Origin of the sequence: Spiroplasma endosymbiont of Zeiraphera isertana (assembly GCF_964030805.1) — a bacterium.
GTDB lineage: Bacteria > Bacillota_I > Bacilli_A > Mycoplasmatales > VBWQ01 > Spiroplasma_E.
Genome location: NZ_OZ034965.1, coordinates 1,164,395 through 1,189,670 on the forward strand (window position 1 = coordinate 1,164,395; position 25,276 = coordinate 1,189,670).

A 25,276-nucleotide genomic window follows, 5' to 3' on the forward strand; every position below is an offset into this window, starting at 1 on the left:
TTTTAAGGCTTTTATCCCTTTATGTACTATTTTTAAATTTTATCACATAAATGGAGATAAAAGCCTACCTAGGAAATTATCCCCGCATGTATTTAAATCAAACACAAAATTACAGTTTCAAAACTAGATATGTTATTGAATTTATATGCTGATTCTTTTGCATATAAATGAATATTGTGCTTTGAAACTCTTATGTGTGTTCGGAAAGTTCGTCGTATGTGCTTTCATGCTGATTCAATCTGGTTTGTGTTTACACATGTTGGTGACACATACCCAACTTCATGATTTACGATTTCATGTTTGGGATAGAAGTTTTTGAAACTTACATATCCCTTCCAAGAATCCGTAAATAGACAGCACTCAGTAAAAATGTGTTTCAATGCAAATCTTAAAAGGTTTTTTTCATCTGCATTTTTCAGCACCTTCACAATTAGTTTGTTGCTGGTTTTCTCATAAACTCCAACAATCAAAGTTTTATTCAACAAGGATCTTCCTTGTTTTTTAAAACCTAAATGTGAAAGATACATTTCATCCATCTGTGCTGTGCCATCAACAATGAAAACTGCATCTTGATTTCCAATTCTAGTCCTGATTTCATGACACATTCTTCAATCTGTTTTATAGGTCACACCAAATTCCCTTGCAACATCGGTTGCTGGTATGCCATGCTTTGTGTTTATTCATCTAAAGATGAGATAAAACCAAGATGTCATTTGGGTCTGTGACTTATAAAAAATGGTTCCATAAAGAATACTAAATGTTTGGTTACAGTTCAAACATCGTATTCTTCTCAAATCAGAAGTATTCAAACTAGAAGAAGCACACCTGATGCATTTCATTATTTTCAACTTCGCTATATATTTCAAACAATCGTTTTCAGTTTGAAATATGCTATTGAATTCATTTCAATTCATTTTTTCCTCCACACTAGTACATGTGGGGATAATTTCCTTTTTTAATTCTTTCAATTGGAGTTTCAGTGGCATCAATAGCTAACAAATTATTATTAGTACCTTTATTTTTTGTTAAATCTTTTTTTCAAGGTAAATTAAAAATTCCGCTTTTTATTAAAATATTTTCAATTCAAAAAATATTACGAATGCAACTAGTATGACAAATATTATATCTTTTTGCAATAACTCTATAACTACTATAGTCTTTTCAATATTCTAAAGTCATTAATAAACGCTCTTCAATTACAATTTTATTTTTTCTACCACCATAATATTTTTGTTTAGACTCAGCAATTTTTAAAATTTCAAGCATTTTATAAAATGTTTGTGGCTTTATGCCGACTAAACTATAAAATTCTTGATCATCTTTATATTTTTTCAACATAATAACTATCACCTTTAATATTAATAATAATCGTTAAATTGTTAAAATTAAAGGTTTTGCACCAAGTCTATTATAAAAGAATTATTAAAGGTTAAAGGAGATGAATAAATATGGTAGCAGCACCTAAAAAGAAATCAGAAGATTTAATTATTAAACAAATTCATATTAGATTAAATAAAAATGATTATTATGAATTAAAAAAGATGTGTTTAGAAGAAGATATTACAATTAATAGTTTTGTAAATAATTTAATTAAAAATGCAATTAAATAATCAAAAAAATAATTTAATTTTTAAAAAAGAAACACATCAATATTTTATTCAAAATAAAGAATTAATATCAGTAAGTAAAATACTTGATTATTATTTAGGTAATTCATATTGTAAATGTAATAAATGTAAATATTGTTTTAATATTCATAATGCAAGAATTCGTGGTAATGTAGTTCATAAAGTAGCAGAATTATATTTTAAAAATATCACTATTAAAAATATAAATAATCAAATTAAAAATATTATTAAAGATTTATTTCCAGAAAATTATTTAAATTATTGTTATACATTATTAGAATATTTACCTTCTAAATTTATTGAAAATGCACAATATATTATTGAAAAAGCATTTAATTATGATATTGTTGCAGGAACACCTGATTTAATATTTAAAAATGAAAAATTAAATTTATATACAATAATTGATTTTAAAACTTATAAAGTTTTTAGTAAAGAATTATTAGAAAAATCAAAATTACAAATAATAGCATATTATTGATTATTAAAAAATAATAATTATGAATTATCAAATATACATTTTATATGTTGAATTAAAGAAAATGAAATTGAATTAATAAAAGTAGAAATAACAAATGAATTATTAATTGAATGAGAAAAAGCAATTTGAACATGAAGGGAATTAAAATAAAATGACAAATGAATTATTAGTTAAAAATATTAATAATGGTAATGTAGAAAAATTTATTAGACAAAAAGGTATTATTAATAATTTAGAAATTCAAAAATTTAAAAGTAATGTATTAGCAATTTCAAATCAATATGGTTTAGATAAAGCATATCCAGAAACAATTATTAATAGTTGTTATCAAGCAGTATTATTGAATTTACCATTAGAAAAGAATTTTGGTTATTGTTATATTGTACCTTATTGAGATAGTAATACAAAAGTAAATAATGCTCAATTTCAAATGGGATATAAAGGTTATATTCAATTAGCATTACGTTCACAACAATATAAAGAAATTAATGTAAGTGATGTTAGATTAACAGAAATTAAAAAAGTAGATAGACTTAAGGGAATTGAATTTAATTGAATACAAGATGATTTAGAAAGATTAAAACAACCCATTATTGGTTATGTAGCATATTTTCAATTAGTAAATGGTTTTGAAAAAACTTTATATATGTCAAAAGAACAAATAGAAAAACATTTTTTAAAATATTCAAAAACTTATGCAAAAAATAAAGAATTTATTGTTAGTGATTTTGATAGTATGGCGTTAAAAACTGTATTAACTCAATTATTAAGAAAATGGGGAATTATGAGTACTGAAATGCAAATTGCATATGAAAGTGACCAAGCAATTATTACTGAAAATAAAAAAATATATATTGATAATCCAAACAATAATATAGAAATAGAAAATAATACTAATTTTCAAAAATTAAAAGAAAATATTAAGAAATTAGATAAAGTAGTGTTTAAAAATGAATAAAAGAAAACAATTTAAATATGATAATAAATTAGTTGAACATGGAATTAAAGTTGCAAAAAAAAGATAAACAATTAATGAAAATATTAAAAAGATTAAGTTTAAATTAAGGAGAAATAATAATGAATAAAGAAAAATTATTTAAATATCTTAATAGCAAATTAAAAAATGCTGAAGAACAATATAATGATGAATTTTATCAAGATTTGCAACAATATATAAAAGGTGAAATTGATTTTATTAAAATTTTATGAATTTCAATAAAAAATGGAGACTTTGATAATGACTAATTATTTACTTTCAATTGACCCAAGTATTAAAAATACTGGATTTACTTTATGAGAAAAAGAATATAAATATGATAAAAATTTAAATTATTGACCTACTAGACAATATGTATATTGTGAAATTCATAATGATGATAATGCTTCATTAAAAATTATTAAAGAATGTAAAAATTGCTATGAAAATGAAATAATTTGAAAACCAATATTTGTTAAAAGTTTTTGTTTTAATAAATATAGTGAATATGAATTTGATAAACATTTAGATGTAGATGGAGTATTAAATTTTTGTAGTTATCGTGATTTTGATTTAATTATTGAACGTGGTACTTTTCATTCAAAAAATGGAATTGGTTATGAAACACAAGAACATTTACGTGGTTTTATTGCAGGACAATTTAATAAATTATTAACAAAAAATATGTTAATAAGTCCAAGTGAATGAAAGAAATGATATAAAAATAGACCTTTTGGAGCATATTGAGATATTAAAAATGAAAAATGAACAAAAGAAACATCATTAGCAATGGCACAAATCATTATTTCAGAAAATGAATGAGATTTTAATATTACTAATCATGATGAAGCAGATAGTTTATTAATTGGTTGATATTATTTAAATAAAGAGAATAAATAATGATGATAATAAGATGACAATGTGATTATTATGAAAATAATATAAGATGTGAAGAATATAATAAAATTCAACCACATCAAGATTTTAATAATAATAGAGTTTATTGTGAAAATCATTGAAAAATAATTAATAAAATAAATCAAGAAAGAAAAGAATTTGCTATAAATCAATATAAACAAAAAATAATTAAATTTTTAATAAAAGAATTTATTAATTTTGAAAATGATTTAATAAATTTACCAGTAATTAAAATTAATTTACTAATGGATAAAATTGAAAATGGAGAATTTGATTAATGCAAAAACAAAAACAAGAAAAAGTATTACTTAAATGTATTGTTAAAGATTGTAATAGTAAAGTATTAGTTACTTTAAAAACTTTAAACGTAGAAGATGGTGTAGTTCAATTTTTTAATATGTGTTATTTTCATAAAAAACAATTTAAAAATAAAATAAAAGAAATAAAAAATGAATATAAAAATAAGGAGTAATTATGAATTGATATGAATATGCATTAATAATATGAATTATTATAAGTATAATGTGAACTATTAATTTATTTTTAATAATTAAAATAAAAGAAAAACATATTTTAAAAATGCAAAATATAGATTTTAAACATTTAAGAAAAATAATAGATATGCAAGAAAATCATTTTCATAATATGTTAGATATTCATAAAGAAATGTTTGAAATAATAAATGAAAGAATAAATAAAATAATAGAATATCTTAATAATGAAAATAAGGAGTAAATAATGACTAAACGTGAATTTTTAATTAAATTAAAAGTAGATAAAGATAAAAATATTAAATTAGATTTTGAAAATGATTTAATTTATGAAAATATAGCATTATCTAGTTCATTTAATGAAAATTTTATAAATGAAATAATTGAATTATTAAATGATTATAAAAATATTGAATGAAATAATAACTAAATTATCGGTAATGTTTAGTAATCTGTGTAACTTACAAAAATAAATATGTTTAATTAATTCTAGTAAATATAATTAAATGACTAGAAAGAGTGAGTTACAAATGGTTAAAAAACAAAACATTAATAATAATGATCCAATATCACAAGCAGTAGATTTATTACTAGAAAATACTGAAGATTTAACAACAGTTTTTAAAGAAGGAGGTTTATATAAAGAATTAACAAAAAGATTAGTGGAAAAAATGTTGAATTCTGAAATGCAAAATTATTTAGGATATGAAAACAATCAACATAGTAATAGTGAAAATGCTCGTAATGGCATAACTTCAAAAAAATTAATAACTCAAGAAGGTAAAATTGAAATTGACGTACCACGAGATCGTAATAGTAATTTTACTCCTGTAATAGTGCCAAAAAGACAAAGAAGATTTGATGGTTTTGATCAACAAGTTCTTTCACTATATGCAAAAGGTATGACAGTATCTGACATTAGAATGCAGTTGCAAGAGTTATATCATGGTGCAGATATTAGTGAAAGTGTTATTAGTCAAATTACTGATGATGTTATTGATGATGTCAAAGCATGGCAAAATCGGCCATTAGAAAGTATTTATACGATTGTTTATTTTGATTGTATAGTAGTTAAAGTACGACAAGATAAACGGATTATTAACAAATCAGTTTATATAGCACTAGGAGTTGATTTAGAAGGTAAAAAAGATGTTTTAGGTTTATGAATTAGTGAAAATGAAGGTTCTAAATTTTGATTATCTAATTTTACAGAAATGAAAAATCGAGGCTTAAATGATATTATTATTGCTTGTAGTGATAATTTAACAGGCATGTCAGAAGCAATACAATCAGTTTATCCTAAAACCGAACATCAATTATGCATAGTTCATCAAATTAGAAATAGTTTAAAATATGTTTCATACAAACATCGAAAATCTCTAGTTACAGATTTAAAACCAATTTATAGTGCATGTAGTGAAGAACAAGCAATGCAAGCTTTAGAATCGTTTGAAAATAAATGAAATAAACAATATCCTCAAATTACTAAATCTTGATATCAAAATGGAGATAATTTAATGGTTTTTATTAGTTATCCACCAGAAATTAAAAGAGTAATTTATACTACAAATGCTATTGAATCTGTTAATAGTCAATTACGAAAAGTTATTAGAAATAAAAAAGTTTTTCCTAACGATATGGCGGTTTTCAAAATATTTTACTTAGCAATTGAAAATATAACAAAAAAATGAACAATGCCTATTCAAAATTGAAATACAGCAATTGCTCATTTTATGATAAAATTTGAAGACAGAATTAATCTAAACTAGTACCTTGTAAAACAAAGATACACAGATTACATAAAATCCTCAAATTATCTATATTAAATATAGAAAATATGATATAATATAAGTATGTAAAAAGTACCTACTTTAAAAGTAGTAGGATAAGGTCTATCGCTTTCCTATCTAATCCCTTTAATTAGGGATTTTTTACATAAAAAAAGTTACCTTATTGGTAACTTTTTGGTAATGTTTAGTAATCTGTGTAACTTACAAAAATAACTATGTTTAATTAATTCTAGTAAATATAATTAAATGACCAGAAAGAGTGAGTTACAAATGGTTAAAAAACAAAACATTAATAATAATGATCCAATATCACAAGCAGTAGATTTATTACTAGAAAATACTGAAGATTTAACAACAGTTTTTAAAGAAGGAGGTTTATATAAAGAATTAACAAAAAGATTAGTGGAAAAAATGTTGAATTCTGAAATGCAAAATTATTTAGGATATGAAAAAAATCAACATAGTAATAGTGAAAATGCTCGTAATGGCATAACTTCAAAAAAATTAATAACTCAAGAAGGTAAAATTGAAATTGATGTACCACGAGATCGTAATAGTAATTTTACTCCTGTAATAGTGCCAAAAAGACAAAGAAGATTTGATGGTTTTGATCAAAAAGTTCTTTCACTATATGCAAAAGGTATGACAGTATCTGACATTAGAATGCAGTTGCAAGAGTTATATCATGGTGCAGATATTAGTGAAAGTGTTATTAGTCAAATTACTGATGATGTTATTGATGATGTCAAAGCATGGCAAAATCGGCCATTAGAAAGTATTTATCCGATTGTTTATTTTGATTGTATAGTAGTTAAAGTACGACAAGATAAACGGATTATTAACAAATCAGTTTATATAGCACTAGGAGTTGATTTAGAAGGTAAAAAAGATGTTTTAGGTTTATGAATTAGTGAAAATGAAGGTTCTAAATTTTGATTATCTAATTTTACAGAAATGAAAAATCGAGGCTTAAATGATATTCTTATTGCTTGTAGCGATAATTTAACAGGCATGTCAGAAGCAATACAATCAGTTTATCCTAAAACCGAACATCAATTATGCATAGTTCATCAAATTAGAAATAGTTTAAAATATGTTTCATACAAACATCGAAAAGCACTAGTTGCAGATTTAAAACCAATTTATAGTGCATGTAGTGAAGAACAAGCAACGCAAGCTTTAGAATTGTTTGAAAATAAATGAAATAAACAATATCCTCAAATTACTAAATCCTGATATAAAAATTGAGATAATTTAATGGTTTTTATTAGTTATCCTGCAGAAATCAAAAGAGTGATTTATACCACAAATGCTATTGAATCTGTTAATAGTCAATTACGAAAAGTTATAAGAAATAAAAAAGTTTTTCCTAACGATATGGCGGTTTTTAAAATATTTTACTTAGCAATCGAAAATATAACAAAAAAATGAACAATGCCCATTCAAAATTGAAATACAGCAATTGCTCATTTTATGATAAAATTTGAAGACAGAATTAATCTAAACTAGTACCTTGTAAAACAAAGATACACAGATTACATAAAAGCCTCAACTTTTTAATTAGGTGCCAACCTAACAATTACATAATTTTGAGAACTTTTTTATTTCATATACTTACATAAGTAAGTTCATTTCATTATAACATTAATATTTATATTTTATCAAAGTTTTTTCATAACATATTCCACTACAATGATATAAGTAAAAAGAACTATCAACATCAATAATAATTATAGTAAATTCATTATTACAAACAATGCAATTTTTATTTTTAATCATTTTTTTCTTGTTTATCTAAATAATCATTTATCTTATTATATAATGTTTTTTTTCTTTATATCTTAAATTAGAAATAATACAACAACCAAAAATTAATCCAAAAACATTTAATGCAATAAAAAGTAATAAAACACCATAATAATTATTTTTTAAACATAATTTTAATCCAAAATAAATAAATGCAGTTATTATTGGTAATATTATAGCAATTAGTAAAGCAATTGTACTAGGTAAATCCATTTTTAACTCCTTTGTAAATTAATAGTAAAATTATAACAAAGAATATTAAATTATCTATTGTTAAATATTAATTTTGTAACTTTTAAAGTTGAATTAGAAATGTATCTTTTACCATATCCAACTTTTTCACCAACCGCATCTCCATAAATTGCTTCTATTTTCCCAAGATTTATGTATATATTAAATTTTCATATTAAATTATTATTTTTACTAATATCTAATATATTAATGCCACATGCACTATCTGTTGTTAATTCTTCTTTTATTCCATAATAACTTTCAGTTAATGTAAATGTATAACCAGCAAGATTATAATCAGATAATATTGTTGAATTATAAGCATATCCAAAAGCAGAGTAAGGTTGAACATTAGGAACTAATTTTCAATCTTTAACATTTTTATCTTGTGGATTTGAAAATATTAAATCTTTTAAATTAATAGTTATACTTGTAGTTTCTACTTCTTTTGCTGGATTAAAACTTTCTGTTGTATTAAAATTTATACCTTGTTCATTGTGTTTATTTTCAATTGTTTCAAAATTATATTCATAATAAATAGTAAAACTTTTATAATAGACTTGGTGCAAAACCTTTAATTTTAACAATTTAACGATTATTATTAATATTAAAGGTGATAGTTATTATGTTGAAAAAATATAAAGATGATCAAGAATTTTATAGTTTAGTCGGCATAAAGCCACAAACACTTTATAAAATGCTTGAAATTTTAAAAATTGCTGAGTCTAAACAAAAATATTATGGTGGTAGAAAAAATAAAATTGTAATTGAAGAGCGTTTATTAATGACTTTAGAATATTGAAAAGACTATAGTAGTTATATAGTTATTGCAAAAAAATATAATATTAGTCATACTAGTTGCATTCATAATATTTTTTGAATTGAAAATATTTTAATAAAAAGCGGAATTTTTAATTTACCTGGAAAAAAAGATTTAACAAAAAATAAAGGTACTAATAATAATTTGTTAGCTATTGATGCTAATGAAACTCCAATTGAAAGAATTAAAAAAAAACTAAAATTACTTTTTTCAGGTAAAAAGAAACATCATTCTCTCAAATCCCAAATAATTATTGATATTTCCAATGGAAAAATTATTTCAACTGCTTTTTGTTTTGGAAGCATTCATGATTTTAAATTGCTTCTAAAATCTAAAACTTTTATTCATCCAGAAAAACAAGTTTTTGTTGATTCAGGTTATCAAGGTATACAAAATATTCATAAAAATACATTTTTGCCATTTAAAAAAAGTAAATACAATCAATTAACACCAATTCAAAAAGAATACAATAAAACTTTAAGTAAAATTAGAATTAAAATTGAACACGTATTTGCTAAACTAAAACGTTTTAAAATTTTAAGTTTAAAATATCGCAATAAAATACGAAGATTTGCATTAAGATTTAATTTAATAGCAGGAATATATAATTTTGAATTACCTTAGTTTTGCACCAAGTCTAATGAGAAAAATTAGATCAAATAAATTGAAGAACAGAAGCAGAACGAGTAATTGAAACAAATGATACTATAAGACCATTAGAACAAAAATTGCGAAAAGAAGAAAAAATATGAATAAATAATTATAAACAAATAGAACTAATAAAAAATAGACCATATTGTCAAGAAGAAAGAAAACAACGAGAAGCATTAAAAAGTCAAGAATTTGAAAAATTAAAGCATGTACGTATGAATGAACCATCTGTTTATCATGATGGAACTTTTGGTATACTTTTTGATACAGTTTTAAAAACTGGTGAAAAGTTAAAAAGTTCATGAAATGAAACTAATAAAATCAAAATTAATGAAATACCTAGTTGTTCTCAATGAGAAAGAAGGGCAAATAGTAATCCATATAGTTCTCCATTTAAATAAATTTTTATATTTAAAAATAACTAATTTCATTAATGAAATTAGTTATTTTTTATTTCTATCATAAACTAAACACTTATTGCATTTATTTTTAAACGACTTAAAATATAATTAACTTCTTAAACTTAAGAAGTTATTGGGAAAAACAAAAAAGGAGATCTTAATGAAAACATTAATCAAAACATTAAGTGTTTTAACACTTGCAACAACCACAGGTAATTTAACTAGTTTCTTAAACACAACTTTACAAAAAACTAATATTACAACTAATTATATTGAAAATAAAACACAGCAAGATACAATTTACATTGATAAAGATGGCAAACAAATAACAACTAGTGAAAGAGATTTGTCAAATATAAATAGTAAAGAAGTTATTCAAATTGGATTTTTTAAAAATAATCAACAAATACAAGTAGTAACAATGCCAGAAACTATTGAAAAAATTCCTAATCAATTACCACCAGAAATAACATCTTTGAGAGAAATGTTCATAGAAGCCAAATCATTTAATCAAGATATTTCAACACGAAATACTTCTCACGTGACAGATATGGCTTATATGTTTTATGGTGCATCAGTATTTAACAAAAATATTTCATCTTGAAATACTTCTAATGTAACTGATATCAGTTATATGTTTACACGTGCTTCAGCATTTAACCAAAACATCGGAAACTGAGATACATCAAAAGTAATAAACATGAGTAGTATATTTTTTGAAGCAACTTCATTTAATAAAGACCTTTCAACATGAAATACTTCTAATGTAACAAATATGAGTTCAATGTTTTATGGTGCATCAGCATTTAACAAAAATATTTCATCTTGAAAAACTTCAAAAGTAACAAGTATGGATTTTATGTTTTATAATGCCACTACATTTAACGAAAATATTTCAAAATGAAATACAAAAAATGTAACAAACACGAATTCAATGTTTTATGGTGCTTCATCATTTAATCAAGATATTTCAAAATGAAATGTAAATAAAGTTTTAATTTTCAAAAAAACTCTTGATGAAATAAAAAAAATCGGTAATGTTTAGTAATCTGTGTAACTTACAAAAATAACTATGTTTAATTAATTCTAGTAAATATAATTAAATGACCAGAAAGAGTGAGTTACAAATGGTTAAAAAACAAAACATTAATAATAATAATCCAATATCACAAGCAGTAGATTTATTACTAGAAAATACTGAAGATTTAACAACAGTTTTTAAAGAAGGAGGTTTATATAAAGAATTAACAAAAAGATTAGTGGAAAAAATGTTGAATTCTGAAATGCAAAATTATTTAGGATATGAAAAAAATCAACATAGTAATAGTGAAAATGCTCGTAATGGCATAACTTCAAAAAAATTAATAACTCAAGAAGGTAAAATTGAAATTGATGTACCACGAGATCGTAATAGTAATTTTACTCCTGTAATAGTGCCAAAAAGACAAAGAAGATTTGATGGTTTTGATCAAAAAGTTCTTTCACTATATGCAAAAGGTATGACAGTATCTGACATTAGAATGCAGTTGCAAGAGTTATATCATGGTGCAGATATTAGTGAAAGTGTTATTAGTCAAATTACTGATGATGTTATTGATGATGTCAAAGCATGGCAAAATCGGCCATTAGAAAGTATTTATCCGATTGTTTATTTTGATTGTATAGTAGTTAAAGTACGACAAGATAAACGGATTATTAACAAATCAGTTTATATAGCACTAGGAGTTGATTTAGAAGGTAAAAAAGATGTTTTAGGTTTATGAATTAGTGAAAATGAAGGTTCTAAATTTTGATTATCTAATTTTACAGAAATGAAAAATCGAGGCTTAAATGATATTCTTATTGCTTGTAGTGATAATTTAACAGGCATGTCAGAAGCAATACAATCGGTTTATCCTAAAACCGAACATCAATTATGCATAGTTCATCAAATTAGAAATAGTTTAAAATATGTTTCATACAAACATCGAAAATCTCTAGTTACAGATTTAAAACCAATTTATAGTGCATGTAGTGAAGAACAAGCAATGCAAGCTTTAGAATCGTTTGAAAATAAATGAAATAAACAATATCCTCAAATGACTAAATCTTGATATAAAAATTGAGATAATTTAATGGTTTTTATTAGTTATCCACCAGAAATTAAAAGAGTAATTTATACTACAAATGATATTGAATCTGTTAATAGTCAATTACGAAAAGTTATTAGAAATAAAAAAGTTTTTCCTAACGATATGGCGGTTTTCAAAATATTTTACTTAGCAATTGAAAATATAACAAAAAAATGAACAATGCCTATTCAAAATTGAAATACAGCAATTGCTCATTTTATGATAAAATTTGAAGACAGAATTAATCTAAACTAGTACCTTGTAAAACAAAGATACACAGATTACATAAAAGCCTCAAAAAATCATCAACCTGGCCTAAAATTTGATTTTATTTAATTTTGGGATTTATTTTTTTTACAAACTGAAATATAATGCTTCAGATTTTGCATAAGTTGATATTTTATAATGTTGGTATTTAAATTTTCATAAATTGAGGTAATTTTGAATATTGGTAAATCCAATGCCATGATAATGAGTAATCAATTCTTTTAAACTTGATTGTATTTTACTGATATTACTTAAATTTTTATAATTTAATTATTTATTTTCTTTTGATTTAAATTTCTTTAGAGTACATTTTGTTTGTTTAGCTACTGTATTATATAGTATTTGCATATCACAAACTATAATTGATTTTTCTTCGATAAGCTTAGATGTTAAATTTTCTTGTACTCATTTTTTTGTTAATCTTTTAGTATTTGTTGTTTGAGCATAAATATTTTTATTTTCATCAATTGCCATTTCAATACAACAGTTTAAATCTTTAGCATTTTCTTCAATTCATTTTTTTCTTGGATCATCTGGATTTTTGAAATTTCCTTTATGAATTTCTTTGATAAAAGTTTCATCAATTTCAATTCTACCTTTTAATTTTGTGAATGGTTTTTGTGTTTTTGCTAATTGTGATGATTTCATAAATTTTTGACGATTAAATCATGCTGATGTTTTTGAAATTTTAGCAAATTGAGAAATAGTATAAGCAGATTGACCTAACAATGACAATCAAATTATTCAATCTCATTGTTCATGAGATAAATGACTTCAATAGACTTGGTGCAAAACCTTTAATTTTAACAATTTAACGATTATTATTAATATTAAAGGCGATAGTTATTATGTTGAAAAAATATAAAGATGATCAAGAATTTTATAGTTTAGTCGGCATAAAGCCACAAACATTTTATAAAATGCTTGAAATTTTAAAAATTGCTGAGTCTAAACAAAAATATTATGGTGGTAGAAAAAATAAAATGGTAATTGAAGAGCGTTTATTAATGACTTTAGAATATTGAAAAGACTATAGTAGTTATAGAGTTATTGCAAAAAGATATAATATTAGTCATACTAGTTGCATTCGTAATATTTTTTGAATTGAAAATATTTTAATAAAAAGCGGAATTTTTAATTTACCTGGAAAAAAAGATTTAACAAAAAATAAAGGTACTAATAATAATTTGTTAGCTATTGATGCTACTGAAACTCCAATTGAAAGAATTAAAAAAAACTAAAATTACTTTTTTCAGGTAAAAAGAAACATCATTCTCTCAAATCCCAAATAATTATTGATATTTCCAATGGAAAAATTATTTCAACTGCTTTTTGTTTTGGAAGCATTCATGATTTTAAATTGCTTCTAAAATCTAAAACTTTTATTCATCCAGAAAAACAAGTTTTTGTTGATTCAGGTTATCAAGGTATACAAAATATTCATAAAAATACATTTTTGCCATTTAAAAAAAGTAAATACAATCAATTAACACCAATTCAAAAAGAATACAATAAAACTTTAAGTAAAATTAGAATTAAAATTGAACACGTATTTGCTAAACTAAAACGTTTTAAAATTTTAAGTTTAAAATATCGCAATAAAATACGAAGATTTGCATTAAGATTTAATTTAATAGCAGGAATATATAATTTTGAATTACCTTAGTTTTGCACCAAGTCTAATGTAAAAAATGATTTCTTAAAGCATCAAAGCTACTTTTACAATCTTTGCATAAATATTTTTGCTTATTATTCTTAAAACCATTTTTTACACATCAATAAGATTTACAATTTGGACATTGAATTCCTTTTTCTTTAAATTTTTTATCAATTGCATCTAATTTTTCTTTTTTCTCAATTTGTTTAATTCTATTTTTAAAATGTCTAATAATTTTTATAAATTCTTCATCTTTTTTGTTTTTTAAAACATCAATTAATTCATTATTAGTCACAAAAAATCACCCCTGATATAAAAATATTACTTTTAATTTTAAATTAAAAGTAATATCAAGATTTTTTGTGAAAATTAAAAGAAAAAAGCGGTGCTTTTGCTACTTCTGTAACACCGGGAGCGGGTGTTATATTTGGAATATCACCAAACTTAAATGGAGAATTAAATAAAGAAGCAATTGTCATATATTTAAAATATTTAAGGTACTCAAGTCCAGGTATAGAAGAGAATAATGTCATTGTTTGAAACAAAATAAATACTGTTGAAATACATGTTGCTACTGAAAGAGAAATAACTGACTTATTAAAGTAACTAATAAAAGTTAAATTAATTGATGCTCAAAGTAAAGCCAATAATATTAAACCCAAATTATATAAAACAAGATATCCAAATTCTTGAAGTTTAAAATCTTGAAATATAATTGGAAAAATAATTAATTGAAAAACAAAAACTGAACCATATAATATTAATATTGAAGAAAGCAAAACAAAAAGTTTTGAATTTAAAATAGTTTTTCTAGACATTGGCATTGTTAATCATGAAGCTAAATAACCTTTATCAATTTCTTTAGAAACCAAAATATGATTTAAAATTAAACTAAAAGAAAAAATTAATATTAACCCCGGAATACCAAAAAAACAAAATTAAGATAATTCATGCCACCTAATCCACCTAAACCCGATACTCCATCCATGTTCTTCACCAATTAATGTCATAGTTGGAGCAAGATAATCTTGTGTTAAAATGGGAGCTATTAAAATACATAAAATTATAAAAAATAATATTAATGGAATTTTAATATTTTTAAATTGTGATTTAACAAATCTAAAATTAATCATTAAAATTTACCTCATCCTTATAAAATTTAATAAAATATTCTTCTAAACTAAATGGTAATTCTTTAAAATTATCAACTTTATAAAGTGATAATTCTTTTAAAAACTTATCAACATTAGTACTTAAAACATTCAGTTTAATAACTTTTGTTATATTATTTTTTTCAATAATATCTCATTTTTTATTTAAGAAATCATTATAATCTTTCACTAAACTTGGTGCAAAACCTTTAATTTTAACAATTTAACGATTATTATTAATATTAAAGGTGATAGTTATTATGTTGAAAAAATATAAAGATGATCAAGAATTTTATAGTTTAGTCGGCATAAAGCCACAAACATTTTATAAAATGCTTGAAATTTTAAAAATTGCTGAGTCTAAACAAAAATATTATGGTGGTAGAAAAAATAAAATTGTAATTGAAGAGCGTTTATTAATGACTTTAGAATATCGAAAAGACTATAGTAGTTATAGAGTTATTGCAAAAAGATATAATATTAGTCATACTAGTTGCATTCGTAATATTTTTTGAATTGAAAATATTTTAATAAAAAGCGGAATTTTTAATTTACCTGGAAAAAAAGATTTAACAAAAAATAAAGGTACTAATAATAATTTGTTAGCTATTGATGCTACTGAAACTCCAATTGAAAGAATTAAAAAAAACTAAAATTACTTTTTTCAGGTAAAAAGAAACATCATTCTCTCAAATCCTAAATAATTATTGATATTTCCAATGGAAAAATTATTTTAATTTTCAAAAAAACTCTTGATGAAATAAAAAAAATCATCAACCCGGCCTAAAATTTGATTTTATTTAATTTTGGGATTTATTTTTTTACAAACTGAAATATAATTCTTCAGATTTTGCATAAGGTGATATTTTATAATGTTGGTATTTAAATTTTCATAAATTGAGGTAATTTTGAATATTGGTAAATCCAATGCCACGATAATGAGTAATAAATTCGAGGCTTTTATGTAATCTCTGTATCTTTGTTTTATAAGGTACTAGTTTAGATTAATTCTGTCTTCAAATTTTATCATAAAATGAGCAATTGCTGTATTTCAATTTTGAATAGGCATTGTTCATTTTTTTGTTATATTTTCAATTGCTAAGTAAAATATTTTGAAAACTGCCATATCGTTAGGAAAAACTTTTTTATTTCTTTAATTGTAAAATTAAAAAGGACACTTATATAAAAATTAAATTGTGTTAGTTCTATAATTAAGAAAAGAAAGGAATTAGCGCAATGTATAAGTATCTGAGTATTGAATCAATAATAGCAATAAAAGAATAGACTTGGTGCAAAACCTTTAATTTTAACAATTTAACGATTATTATTAATATTAAAGGTGATAGTTATTATGTTGAAAAAATATAAAGATGATCAAGAATTTTATAGTTTAGTCGGCATAAAGCCACAAACATTTTATAAAATGTTTGAAATTTTAAAAATTGCTGAGTCTAAACAAAAATATTATGGTGGTAGAAAAAATAAAATTGTAATTGAAGAGCGTTTATTAATGACTTTAGAATATTGAAAAGACTATAGTAGTTATAGAGTTATTGCAAAAAGATATAATATTAGTCATACTAGTTGCATTCGTAATATTTTTTGAATTGAAAATATTTTAACAAAAAGCGGAATTTTTAATTTACCCGGAAAAAAAGATTTAACAAAAAATAAAGGTACTAATAATAATTTGTTAGCTATTGATGCTACTGAAACTCCAATTGAAAGAATTAAAAAAAACTAAAATTACTTTTTTCAGGTAAAAAGAAACATCATTCTCTCAAATCCCAAATAATTATTGATATTTCCAATGGAAAAATTATTTCAACTGCTTTTTGTTTTGGAAGCATTCATGATTTTAAATTGCTTCTAAAATCTAAAACCTTTATTCATCCAGAAAAACAAGTTTTTGTTGATTCGGGTTATCAAGGTATACAAAATATTCATAAAAATAAATTTTTGCCATTTAAAAAAAGTAAATACAATCAATTAACACCAATTCAAAAAGAATACAATAAAACTTTAAGTAAAATTAGAATTAAAATTGAACACGTATTTGCTAAACTAAAACGTTTTAAAATTTTAAGTTTAAAATATCGCAATAAAATACGAAGATTTGCATTAAGATTTAATTTAATAGCAGGAATATATAATTTGGAATTACCTTAGTTTTGCACCAAGTCTATTTTTAATCCTATTCTTAAAGTTTCTATTAACAAGATTAGTTATTTGACTATCATTGACTTTATTATGATGATTTTTGTGTCTTAATTTAGTGTATTTTGATATTAAATTATGTTTATTCATAATTTCTTTAATTTTTCGTCTTGATAAATAAATTTCTTGGTTTTCTAATATGACTTTTAATCTTCTTGTGCCATAAATTTCTTTATTTTCTTTAAAAGCACTAATAACAGCTTCATCATACATATTATTTTGATTTTTTTCTTTTTTCTTGAAATTAAAATAATATGTTGATTTAGAGAGTTTTAAAAAACGACACATTGTACGAATTTTATATTTACATTTATTATTGATAATAATCTCTATTTTCTGCCTATTATTAGTGCTGCTTGCTTTAAAATATAATTTTCCATTCGTAACTGTTTTAATTCTTTTCTTAATTTAATTAATTCATTTTCTTCAACAGAACGATTATCTTTAGATTTAAAACTACCTGAATTAGTAAATTGCTTAATTCAATTATAAGTAGCTGCTCTTGTAACATTGTACTCTTTAGCAAGACAAGACACCGACTTACCACTTTGATATAAAGCTACTATTTGTTTCTTAAATTCGTCGGTATATGAGTTAATATTGGCCATAATTATAGTTCCTTTCTTTTAACTAATTTGTTCACTTGTCTACGTAATTAGTGTCCAATAAAGTGTAACCTATCCAACTTTTGATAGTTCTGATCTTCATATATCTGGACAAAAAATTTGAAAATATAATATAAGTACCAGAGATAATGAAATTTATTGAGAAAATAAAGAATTCAAAGTAGGTTCTTTTCACATGATAATTGATATTAAAGGTAATATTTATTTAACTTCTGCTGGTGGAGTAATAGTTCTTAATAATAAAAATAAATTTAAAACTATGCCATTAGTTTCGGGTATTGTAACTGATATTACTTATTTAAAAAATAATATTTATGTAACAACTTTTGATGGTTTTTATAAATATAATATTAATACTGAAATTGCTGAAAAAATAAATTTACCAAACAATCTAATGGTTAATTATATATTTATTGATAAAAATGAAAACATTTATCTTGTTATTTATAAATCTATAAATAAACCTATAAGTTATAGTGTGTTAATTATAAAAAAAGGTCAATCTGAAGCCAAACCAATAATTGGAGATGATTTTTTTAACATTAACGATACAGTATTAATAACAGAAATAAATAGTAAAATATATTTTTATAGTTTAAATTTAGCAAGTAAAAAAGCAAAATTATATTATAGTGATTTAGTTAGTAATAAAGTAAATTATGTATTAGATTTATCAATTAATGTTCAAACATTATTTAATTTAAATAATGAACTTGGTTTAGTAACACATGAAAATGGAAATACAGTAATTGAAGTTTTAAATATTGATAGTATAGAAAAAAAATATGAAATAAAAAATAGTGTTTATGAGCAAATAATGCAAATACAGAAATTTAATATTTTATCTCTTTTAAATGAAAATAAAATTGATTATTTAAGTTGATAATCTTCTTGTTAACTTAAAAAAATAATAAAAAACAATTTAAAAATCCATCTTTAAGATTCATTTTATTGTTATTTTAAAAATTAAAGCTTAAAGCAATTATTTAATAATTGCTTTAATTTTAGTAGCAATAATATCAATAGCTACAGTATTATGAAAATCAAAAGGAATAATAATATCAGCATAACGTTTAGTTGGTTCAACAAAAGCATCATGCATAGGTTTAACAGTTAATGCATATTGTTGTAAAACACTGTCAAGAGTACGATTTCTAAAACTAACATCTCGTTTAATTCTTCTTAGTAGTCTAGTATCACTATCAGTATCAACAAAAATTTTGATAGTAGATAATTCACGAATAATAGGATTTTCTAAAGCAAAAATACCATCCAGAATGATAACATCACCCGGACCAATAATCTCAGTGTTTTTACTGCGACTATTGATTTTAAAATCATAAATAGGCTCTTCAATAGCATTGCCAAGTAATAATTGTTCTAAATCATGAATTAATAATTTCATATCAATAGCATTAGGATGATCAAAATTAGTTTTTTTTCTTTCTTCAACTTTTAAGTTACTAAGGTCACGATAATAATTATCCATTTGTACAAAAATGACATTTTTTTTATTACAAGCTTCAGCAATTGTTTCTGCTACTGTTGTTTTTCCTGAAGCACTGCCGCCAGCGATAGCGATTAAATTAATTTTTTTATATTTCACATTTATCTCCTAAAATTTAAGATTGAGTTATTTTATCAAAGTATGATTGTAAAATAATAGCAGCAGCCAATTGATCTTTAACTTGTTTTCTTTTATTTGAAGAAACATTAGATTTAATTAATATTTGCTGCGAAGAATAGGTAGTTCTTCTTTCATCTTGTAAAACAATATTTAGTTTATCATTATTTTGTGTTAATTTAAATTTATCAATAAAATTTAAAACAATTTTTGCGCTGGGGCCGACTGTGCTATCCATGTTTAAAGGGTAACCAAAAACAAGAATATCAGCATCATATTCTTTAATAGCATTTTGGAGTTGGATAATAGCATTATTAAAATCATGCTCTGGGAAACGAATAGTTTTTCAAGAAAAAGCAATTTTTCCTTCACCACGAGCAAGCCCTAATGTTTTACTACCTAAATCAATGCCTAAATATTTCATAAATTTATTATACTTAATATTTTTTTTAATTTTAATAATATATTAATTTTATAAAAAAATATTTTTTATATTGTAACTATAATAAAAATGTATTATGTCTATAAATTTTTATCTTTTTTATATTAGACTTGGTGCAAAACTAAGGTAATTCAAAATTATATATTCCTGCTATTAAATTAAATCTTAATGCAAATCTTCGTATTTTATTGCGATATTTTAAACTTAAAATTTTAAAACGTTTTAGTTTAGCAAATACGTGTTCAATTTTAATTCTAATTTTACTTAAAGTTTTATTGTATTCTTTTTGAATTGGTGTTAATTGATTGTATTTACTTTTTTTAAATGGCAAAAATGTATTTTTATGAATATTTTGTATACCTTGATAACCTGAATCAACAAAAACTTGTTTTTCTGGATGAATAAAAGTTTTAGATTTTAGAAGCAATTTAAAATCATGAATGCTTCCAAAACAAAAAGCAGTTGAAATAATTTTTCCATTGGAAATATCAATAATTATTTGGTATTTGAGAGAATGATGTTTCTTTTTACCTGAAAAAAGTAATTTTAGTTTTTTTTAATTCTTTCAATTGGAGTTTCAGTGGCATCAATAGCTAACAAATTATTATTAGTACCTTTATTTTTTGTTAAATCTTTTTTTCCAGGTAAATTAAAAATTCCGCTTTTTATTAAAATATTTTCAATTAAAAAAATATTACGAATGCAACTAGTATGACTAATATTATATCTTTTTGCAATAACTCTATAACTACTATAGTCTTTTCAATATTCTAAAGTCATTAATAAACGCTCTTCAATTACAATTTTATTTTTTCTACCACCATAATATTTTTGTTTAGACTCAGCAATTTTTAAAATTTCAAGCATTTTATAACATGTTTGTGGCTTTATGCCGACTAAACTATAAAATTCTTGATCATCTTTATATTTTTTCAACATAATAACTATCACCTTTAATATTAATAATAATCGTTAAATTGTTAAAATTAAAGGTTTTGCACCAAGTCTAATATATTAAATTGTGTTTCTAACTTAGTTTCTAATTTATCACTTGTTAAATCCTTAGATACTGATTTAACTTCTTTTTTTTCTTTAGACTTGGTGCAAAACTAAGGTAATTCAAAATTATATATTCCTGCTATTAAATTAAATCTTAATGCAAATCTTCGTATTTTATTGCGATATTTTAAACTTAAAATGGCTTTTCTCCCTTTATGTACTATTTTTAAATTTTATCACATAAATGCTGAGAAAAGCCTATCTACGGACTTCTCCCCACATTTTTAAATCAAACATAACATTACAGTTTCAAAACTAGGTATATTGTTGAATTTATATGCCGATTCTTTTGCGTATAAATGAACATGATGTTTTTCAACTTTGATATGTGTTTTAAATGTTCGTCTGATGTGCTTTCATGCCGATTCAATCTGGTTTATGTTTACACCAGTTTTTGAAACATAGCCATCTTGATGGTTAACTGTTTCATGCTTAGTGAAAACTGATTTAAAATGGCGATATCCTTTTCAAGAATCAGTATGTACATCACACTTTGAAGAAATGTGGTTTCTTGCAAATTGCAAAAGATTTTTTTGATTTGCATTTTTCAACACTTTCACAATTAAATTATTGGTTGTTTTTTCATAAATCCCAACAATCAAAGTTTTATTTTTTAAGGATCTTCCTTGTTTTTTAAAACCCATATGTGAAAGATACATTTCATCCATTTGCACTATGCCCTCAACAATGAATTGAGGTTCTTGTTTTGCAATTGCACTTCGGATTTTATGACCCATTCTTCAAGCAGTTTTCAAAGTTACTCCCAATTCTTTTGCAACATCAGTTGATGGAATTCCATGTTTGGTGTTTATTCATCTAAAGATGAGATAAAACCAAGATGTCAAAGGTGTTTGTGACTTGTAAAAAATGATGTCATGAAGAATACTAAATGTTTGATGACATTTCAAACATCTTATTCTTCTTAAATCAGAAGTATTCAAATTTGTTCAAGAACACCTCATACATTTGTTTTCCTTCAAACTTGCTATATATTTCAAACAATCTTTTTCTGTTTGAAATATATTGTTGAACTCATTCAATTTCATTGTTTCCTCCACAAGTACATGTGGGGAGAAGTCCGCTTAAAATTTTAAAACTTTTTAGTTTAGCAAATACGTGTTCAATTTTAATTCTAATTTTACTTAAAGTTTTATTGTATTCTTTTTGAATTGGTGTTAATTGATTGTATTTACTTTTTTTAAATGGCAAAAATGTATTTTTGTGAATATTTTGTATACCTTGATAACCTGAATCAACAAAAACTTGTTTTTCTGGATGAATAAAAGTTTTAGATTTTAGAAGCAATTTAAAATCATGAATGCTTCCAAAACAAAAAGCAGTTGAAATAATTTTTCCATTGGAAATATCAATAATTATGAGGCTTTTATGTAATCTGTGTATCTTTGTTTTACAAGGTACTAGTTTAGATTAATTCTGTCTTCAAATTTTATCATAAAATGGGCAATTGCTGTATTTCAATTTTGAATGGGCATTGTTCATTTTTTTGTTATATTTTCAATTGCTAAGTAAAATATTTTGAAAACTGCCATATCGTTAGGAAAAACTTTTTTATTTCTAATAACTTTTCGTAATTGACTATTAACAGATTCAATAGCATTTGTAGTATAAATTACTCTTTTAATTTCTGGTGGATAACTAATAAAAACCATTAAATTATCTCAATTTTTATATCAAGATTTAGTAATTTGAGGATATTGTTTATTTCATTTATTTTCAAACGATTCTAAAGCTTGCATTGCTTGTTCTTAACTACATGCACTATAAATTGGTTTTAAATCTGTAACTAGAGATTTTCGATGTTTGTATGAAACATATTTTAAATTATTTCTAATTTGATGAACTATGCATAATTGATGTTCGGTTTTAGGATAAACTGATTGTATTGCTTCTGACATGCCTGTTAAATTATCACTACAAGCATTAAGAATATCATTTAAGCCTCGATTTTTCATTTCTGTAAAATTAGATAATCAAAATTTAGAACCTTCATTTTCACTAATTCATAAACCTAAAACATCTTTTTTACCTTCTAAATCAACTCCTAGTGCTATATAAACTGATTTGTTAATAATCCGTTTATCTTGTAGTACTTTAACTACTATACAATCAAAATAAACAATCGGATAAATACTTTCTAATGGCCGATTTTGCCATGCTTTGACATCATCAATAACATCATCAGTAATTTGACTAATAACACTTTCACTAATATCTTTTAATTTTCACAAAAAATCTTGATATTACTTTTAATTTTAAATTAAAAGTAATATTTTTATATCAGGGGTGATTTTTTGTGACTAATAATGAATTAATTGATGTTTTAAAAAACAAAAAAGATGAAGAATTTATAAAAATTATTAGACATTTTAAAAATAGAATTAAACAAATTGAGAAAAAAGAAAAATTAGATGCAATTGATAAAAAATTTAAAGAAAAAGGAATTCAATGTCCAAATTGTAAATCTTATTGATGTGTAAAAAATGGTTTTAAGAATAATAAGCAAAAATATTTATGCAAAGATTGTAAAAGTAGCTTTGATGCTTTAAGAAATCATTTTTTACATTGAAGTCATTTATCTCATGAACAATGAGATTGAATAATTTGATTGTCATTGTTAGGTCAATCTGCTTATACTATTTCTCAATTTGCTAAAATTTCAAAAACATCAGCATGATTTAATCGTCAAAAATTTATGAAATCATCACAATTAGCAAAAACACAAAAACCATTCACAAAATTAAAAGGTAGAATTGAAATTGATGAAACTTTTATCAAAGAAATTCATAAAGGAAATTTCAAAAATCCAGATGATCCAAGAAAAAAATGAATTGAAGAAAATTCTAAAGATTTAAACTGTTGTATTGAAATGGTAATTGATGAAAATAAAAATATTTATGCTCAAACAACAAATACTAAAAGATTAACAAAAAAATGAGTACAAGAAAATTTAACATCTAAGCTTATCGAAGAAAAATCAATTATAGTTTGTGATATGCAAATACTATATGATACAGTAGCTAAACAAACAAAATGTACTCTCAAGAAATTTAAATCAAAAGAAAATAAAGAATTAAATTATAAAAATTTAAGTAATATCAGTAAAATACAATCAAGTTTAAAAGAATTTATTACTCATTATCATGGCATTGGATTTACCAATATTCAAAATTACCTCAATTTATGAAAATTTAAATACCAACATTATAAAATATCACCTTATGCAAAATCTGAAGCATTATATTTCAGTTTGTAAAAAAAATAAATCCCAAAATTAAATAAAATCAAATTTTAGGCCAGGTTGATGATTTTTTTTATTTCATCAAGAGTTTTTTTGAAAATTAAAACTAATATCTGCACCATGATATAACTCTTGCAACTGCATTCCAATGTCAGATACTGTCATACCTTTTGCATATAGTGAAAGAACTTGTTGATCAAAACCATCAAATCTTCTTTGTCTTTTTGGCACTATTACAGGAGTAAAATTACTATTACGATCTCGTGGTACATCAATTTCAATTTTACCTTCTTGAGTTATTAATTTTTTTGAAGTTATGCCATTACGAGCATTTTCACTATTACTATGTTGATTTTTTTCATATCCTAAATAATTTTGCATTTCAGAATTCAACATTTTTTCCACTAATCTTTTTGTTAATTCTTTATATAAACCTCCTTCTTTAAAAACTGTTGTTAAATCTTCAGTATTTTCTAGTAATAAATCTACTGCTTGTGATATTGGATCATTATTATTAATGTTTTGTTTTTTAACCATTTGTAACTCACTCTTTCTAGTCATTTAATTATATTTACTAGAATTAATTAAACATAGTTATTTTTGTAAGTTACACAGATTACTAAACATTACCATAATTATTTGGGATTTGAGAGAATGATGTTTCTTTTTA

Annotated in this window: 35 protein-coding genes and 5 pseudogenes; 22 read left to right on the plus strand and 18 right to left on the minus strand. The window is 23.2% G+C overall.

Features of this window, described 5'->3' with window-relative positions:
- Nucleotides 1–92: 92 nt before the first annotated feature.
- Complete coding sequence (locus AAHM78_RS08110) at nucleotides 93–809, minus strand: IS1595 family transposase (protein WP_342254929.1); 717 nt, start codon at nucleotides 807–809, stop codon at nucleotides 93–95.
- Between the two features lie 118 nt (nucleotides 810–927).
- A complete protein-coding gene (locus AAHM78_RS08115; RefSeq protein WP_342254930.1) occupies nucleotides 928–1,338 on the minus strand; it encodes a transposase family protein in 411 nt (136 codons plus the stop codon).
- A 110-nt stretch (nucleotides 1,339–1,448) separates the two neighbouring features.
- Here AAHM78_RS08115 and AAHM78_RS08120 point away from each other — a divergent pair, with 110 nt between their 5' ends.
- The 11 genes from AAHM78_RS08120 to AAHM78_RS08170 all read left to right on the plus strand — a co-directional run bounded on the left by AAHM78_RS08120 (nucleotide 1,449) and on the right by AAHM78_RS08170 (nucleotide 7,793).
- On the plus strand, nucleotides 1,449–1,610 hold the full coding sequence (locus tag AAHM78_RS08120; protein WP_342253097.1) for a hypothetical protein: 162 nt from the start codon (nucleotides 1,449–1,451) through the stop codon (nucleotides 1,608–1,610).
- Nucleotides 1,597–2,259 (plus strand): PD-(D/E)XK nuclease family protein, encoded by a 663-nt coding sequence (locus AAHM78_RS08125; RefSeq protein WP_342253096.1) that lies wholly within the window; start codon nucleotides 1,597–1,599, stop codon nucleotides 2,257–2,259. The genes AAHM78_RS08120 and AAHM78_RS08125 overlap by 14 nt, the downstream gene beginning before the upstream one ends.
- A 1-nt stretch (nucleotide 2,260) precedes the next feature.
- Nucleotides 2,261–3,067: a recombinase RecT gene (locus AAHM78_RS08130; RefSeq protein ID WP_342254931.1), complete on the plus strand. Its 807-nt coding sequence runs from the start codon at nucleotides 2,261–2,263 to the stop codon at nucleotides 3,065–3,067.
- A 119-nt stretch (nucleotides 3,068–3,186) separates the two neighbouring features.
- Entirely contained in the window at nucleotides 3,187–3,354 is a 168-nt protein-coding gene (locus AAHM78_RS08135) for a hypothetical protein (RefSeq protein ID WP_342253094.1), read from the plus strand.
- Entirely contained in the window at nucleotides 3,347–3,985 is a 639-nt protein-coding gene (locus AAHM78_RS08140) for a hypothetical protein (protein ID WP_342254932.1), read from the plus strand. Before AAHM78_RS08135 ends, AAHM78_RS08140 begins: the two co-directional genes overlap by 8 nt.
- Entirely contained in the window at nucleotides 3,985–4,281 is a 297-nt protein-coding gene (locus AAHM78_RS08145) for a hypothetical protein (RefSeq protein WP_342254933.1), read from the plus strand. Before AAHM78_RS08140 ends, AAHM78_RS08145 begins: the two co-directional genes overlap by 1 nt.
- Nucleotides 4,281–4,475, plus strand: coding sequence for a hypothetical protein (locus AAHM78_RS08150; RefSeq protein ID WP_342253091.1), 195 nt, complete (start codon nucleotides 4,281–4,283; stop codon nucleotides 4,473–4,475). Before AAHM78_RS08145 ends, AAHM78_RS08150 begins: the two co-directional genes overlap by 1 nt.
- A 2-nt stretch (nucleotides 4,476–4,477) precedes the next feature.
- A complete protein-coding gene (locus AAHM78_RS08155; RefSeq protein ID WP_342253090.1) occupies nucleotides 4,478–4,738 on the plus strand; it encodes a hypothetical protein in 261 nt (86 codons plus the stop codon).
- A gap of 3 nt (nucleotides 4,739–4,741) precedes the next feature.
- On the plus strand, nucleotides 4,742–4,924 hold the full coding sequence (locus AAHM78_RS08160; protein ID WP_342253089.1) for a hypothetical protein: 183 nt from the start codon (nucleotides 4,742–4,744) through the stop codon (nucleotides 4,922–4,924).
- A 100-nt stretch (nucleotides 4,925–5,024) separates the two neighbouring features.
- Nucleotides 5,025–6,263 (plus strand): IS256 family transposase, encoded by a 1,239-nt coding sequence (locus AAHM78_RS08165; protein ID WP_342255102.1) that lies wholly within the window; start codon nucleotides 5,025–5,027, stop codon nucleotides 6,261–6,263.
- Between the two features lie 291 nt (nucleotides 6,264–6,554).
- On the plus strand, nucleotides 6,555–7,793 hold the full coding sequence (locus AAHM78_RS08170) for an IS256 family transposase (protein ID WP_342255042.1): 1,239 nt from the start codon (nucleotides 6,555–6,557) through the stop codon (nucleotides 7,791–7,793).
- A gap of 560 nt (nucleotides 7,794–8,353) precedes the next feature.
- On the opposite strand, the gene AAHM78_RS08175 is transcribed toward AAHM78_RS08170, so the two are convergent.
- A complete protein-coding gene (locus AAHM78_RS08175; RefSeq protein ID WP_342253082.1) occupies nucleotides 8,354–8,890 on the minus strand; it encodes a hypothetical protein in 537 nt (178 codons plus the stop codon).
- 56 nt (nucleotides 8,891–8,946) lie between these two features.
- On the opposite strand from AAHM78_RS08175, the gene AAHM78_RS08180 reads away from it, so the two are divergent.
- The 4 genes from AAHM78_RS08180 (at nucleotide 8,947) to AAHM78_RS08195 (ending at nucleotide 12,559) form a co-directional block, all read left to right on the plus strand.
- The gene (locus tag AAHM78_RS08180; protein WP_342254934.1) at nucleotides 8,947–9,765 is read left to right on the plus strand and encodes an IS5 family transposase; all 819 of its coding nucleotides are present in this window, start codon (nucleotides 8,947–8,949) and stop codon (nucleotides 9,763–9,765) included.
- A gap of 104 nt (nucleotides 9,766–9,869) precedes the next feature.
- Nucleotides 9,870–10,193, plus strand: coding sequence for a hypothetical protein (locus AAHM78_RS08185; RefSeq protein WP_342254935.1), 324 nt, complete (start codon nucleotides 9,870–9,872; stop codon nucleotides 10,191–10,193).
- 160 nt (nucleotides 10,194–10,353) lie between these two features.
- Nucleotides 10,354–11,238, plus strand: coding sequence for a BspA family leucine-rich repeat surface protein (locus tag AAHM78_RS08190; protein ID WP_342254936.1), 885 nt, complete (start codon nucleotides 10,354–10,356; stop codon nucleotides 11,236–11,238).
- A gap of 82 nt (nucleotides 11,239–11,320) precedes the next feature.
- A complete protein-coding gene (locus tag AAHM78_RS08195) occupies nucleotides 11,321–12,559 on the plus strand; it encodes an IS256 family transposase (protein WP_342255103.1) in 1,239 nt (412 codons plus the stop codon).
- Nucleotides 12,560–12,658: 99 nt separating this feature from the next.
- On the opposite strand, the gene AAHM78_RS08200 is transcribed toward AAHM78_RS08195, so the two are convergent.
- A complete protein-coding gene (locus tag AAHM78_RS08200; RefSeq protein ID WP_342254937.1) occupies nucleotides 12,659–12,787 on the minus strand; it encodes a hypothetical protein in 129 nt (42 codons plus the stop codon).
- Between the two features lie 54 nt (nucleotides 12,788–12,841).
- Complete coding sequence (locus AAHM78_RS08205) at nucleotides 12,842–13,363, minus strand: hypothetical protein (protein ID WP_342254938.1); 522 nt, start codon at nucleotides 13,361–13,363, stop codon at nucleotides 12,842–12,844.
- A gap of 56 nt (nucleotides 13,364–13,419) precedes the next feature.
- Between AAHM78_RS08205 and AAHM78_RS08210 the strand changes: the two genes are divergently transcribed.
- Entirely contained in the window at nucleotides 13,420–13,812 is a 393-nt protein-coding gene (locus tag AAHM78_RS08210; RefSeq protein ID WP_342254939.1) for a transposase family protein, read from the plus strand.
- Between the two features lie 59 nt (nucleotides 13,813–13,871).
- Nucleotides 13,872–14,237, plus strand: coding sequence for a transposase family protein (locus AAHM78_RS08215; protein ID WP_342254958.1), 366 nt, complete (start codon nucleotides 13,872–13,874; stop codon nucleotides 14,235–14,237).
- 13 nt (nucleotides 14,238–14,250) lie between these two features.
- Here the strand turns inward: AAHM78_RS08215 and AAHM78_RS08220 are convergent, their stop codons facing one another.
- Nucleotides 14,251–14,523 carry an IS1/IS1595 family N-terminal zinc-binding domain-containing protein gene (locus AAHM78_RS08220; RefSeq protein WP_342252841.1) on the minus strand — a complete coding sequence of 91 codons (273 nt, stop codon included), beginning with the start codon at nucleotides 14,521–14,523 and terminating at the stop codon, nucleotides 14,251–14,253.
- Between the two features lie 65 nt (nucleotides 14,524–14,588).
- Between AAHM78_RS08220 and AAHM78_RS08225 the strand changes: the two genes are divergently transcribed.
- Nucleotides 14,589–14,834, plus strand: a complete 246-nt coding sequence (locus AAHM78_RS08225; RefSeq protein WP_342254940.1) for a hypothetical protein — start codon at nucleotides 14,589–14,591, stop codon at nucleotides 14,832–14,834.
- A gap of 519 nt (nucleotides 14,835–15,353) precedes the next feature.
- On the opposite strand, the gene AAHM78_RS08230 is transcribed toward AAHM78_RS08225, so the two are convergent.
- Nucleotides 15,354–15,569, minus strand: coding sequence for a hypothetical protein (locus tag AAHM78_RS08230; RefSeq protein ID WP_342254941.1), 216 nt, complete (start codon nucleotides 15,567–15,569; stop codon nucleotides 15,354–15,356).
- Between the two features lie 70 nt (nucleotides 15,570–15,639).
- Between AAHM78_RS08230 and AAHM78_RS08235 the strand changes: the two genes are divergently transcribed.
- Entirely contained in the window at nucleotides 15,640–16,032 is a 393-nt protein-coding gene (locus tag AAHM78_RS08235; RefSeq protein ID WP_342254942.1) for a transposase family protein, read from the plus strand.
- A 341-nt stretch (nucleotides 16,033–16,373) separates the two neighbouring features.
- Here AAHM78_RS08235 and AAHM78_RS08240 read toward each other — a convergent pair.
- Nucleotides 16,374–16,532: pseudogene (locus tag AAHM78_RS08240) on the minus strand (IS256 family transposase); the annotation flags it as partial.
- Between the two features lie 198 nt (nucleotides 16,533–16,730).
- Here AAHM78_RS08240 and AAHM78_RS16925 point away from each other — a divergent pair.
- Nucleotides 16,731–17,548: pseudogene (locus tag AAHM78_RS16925) on the plus strand (IS5 family transposase).
- Here AAHM78_RS16925 and AAHM78_RS08255 read toward each other — a convergent pair.
- Nucleotides 17,540–17,884, minus strand: a complete 345-nt coding sequence (locus AAHM78_RS08255) for an IS3 family transposase (RefSeq protein ID WP_342252806.1) — start codon at nucleotides 17,882–17,884, stop codon at nucleotides 17,540–17,542. The pseudogene AAHM78_RS16925 and the gene AAHM78_RS08255 sit on opposite strands and share 9 nt — an antisense overlap.
- Nucleotides 17,885–17,925: 41 nt before the next feature.
- Entirely contained in the window at nucleotides 17,926–18,204 is a 279-nt protein-coding gene (locus tag AAHM78_RS08260; RefSeq protein ID WP_342252807.1) for a transposase, read from the minus strand.
- A gap of 193 nt (nucleotides 18,205–18,397) precedes the next feature.
- Between AAHM78_RS08260 and AAHM78_RS08265 the strand changes: the two genes are divergently transcribed.
- A complete protein-coding gene (locus AAHM78_RS08265; protein ID WP_342252808.1) occupies nucleotides 18,398–19,108 on the plus strand; it encodes a hypothetical protein in 711 nt (236 codons plus the stop codon).
- Between the two features lie 96 nt (nucleotides 19,109–19,204).
- Here the strand turns inward: AAHM78_RS08265 and udk are convergent, their stop codons facing one another.
- The 7 genes and pseudogenes from udk to AAHM78_RS08305 form a co-directional block, all read right to left on the minus strand.
- Complete coding sequence (udk, locus tag AAHM78_RS08270; RefSeq protein ID WP_342252809.1) at nucleotides 19,205–19,828, minus strand: uridine kinase; 624 nt, start codon at nucleotides 19,826–19,828, stop codon at nucleotides 19,205–19,207.
- Nucleotides 19,829–19,844: 16 nt separating this feature from the next.
- Nucleotides 19,845–20,270, minus strand: coding sequence for a Holliday junction resolvase RuvX (ruvX, locus tag AAHM78_RS08275; protein ID WP_174481257.1), 426 nt, complete (start codon nucleotides 20,268–20,270; stop codon nucleotides 19,845–19,847).
- 139 nt (nucleotides 20,271–20,409) lie between these two features.
- Nucleotides 20,410–20,784, minus strand: coding sequence for a transposase family protein (locus AAHM78_RS08280; protein ID WP_342254611.1), 375 nt, complete (start codon nucleotides 20,782–20,784; stop codon nucleotides 20,410–20,412).
- A gap of 50 nt (nucleotides 20,785–20,834) precedes the next feature.
- The gene (locus AAHM78_RS08285) at nucleotides 20,835–21,227 is read right to left on the minus strand and encodes a transposase family protein (RefSeq protein WP_342252810.1); all 393 of its coding nucleotides are present in this window, start codon (nucleotides 21,225–21,227) and stop codon (nucleotides 20,835–20,837) included.
- A gap of 344 nt (nucleotides 21,228–21,571) precedes the next feature.
- A complete protein-coding gene (locus tag AAHM78_RS08295; protein ID WP_342252811.1) occupies nucleotides 21,572–22,393 on the minus strand; it encodes an IS1595 family transposase in 822 nt (273 codons plus the stop codon).
- Between the two features lie 76 nt (nucleotides 22,394–22,469).
- A pseudogene (locus AAHM78_RS08300) lies at nucleotides 22,470–22,718 on the minus strand (transposase family protein); the annotation flags it as partial.
- Nucleotides 22,719–22,765: 47 nt separating this feature from the next.
- Nucleotides 22,766–23,581, minus strand: a pseudogene (locus AAHM78_RS08305) (IS256 family transposase); the annotation flags it as partial.
- 80 nt (nucleotides 23,582–23,661) lie between these two features.
- Here AAHM78_RS08305 and AAHM78_RS08310 point away from each other — a divergent pair.
- Complete coding sequence (locus AAHM78_RS08310) at nucleotides 23,662–24,621, plus strand: IS1595 family transposase (protein WP_342252812.1); 960 nt, start codon at nucleotides 23,662–23,664, stop codon at nucleotides 24,619–24,621.
- Nucleotides 24,622–24,711: 90 nt separating this feature from the next.
- Here the strand turns inward: AAHM78_RS08310 and AAHM78_RS08315 are convergent.
- Nucleotides 24,712–25,143 (minus strand): annotated as a pseudogene (locus AAHM78_RS08315) (transposase); the annotation flags it as partial.
- Nucleotides 25,144–25,276: the final 133 nt, after the last annotated feature.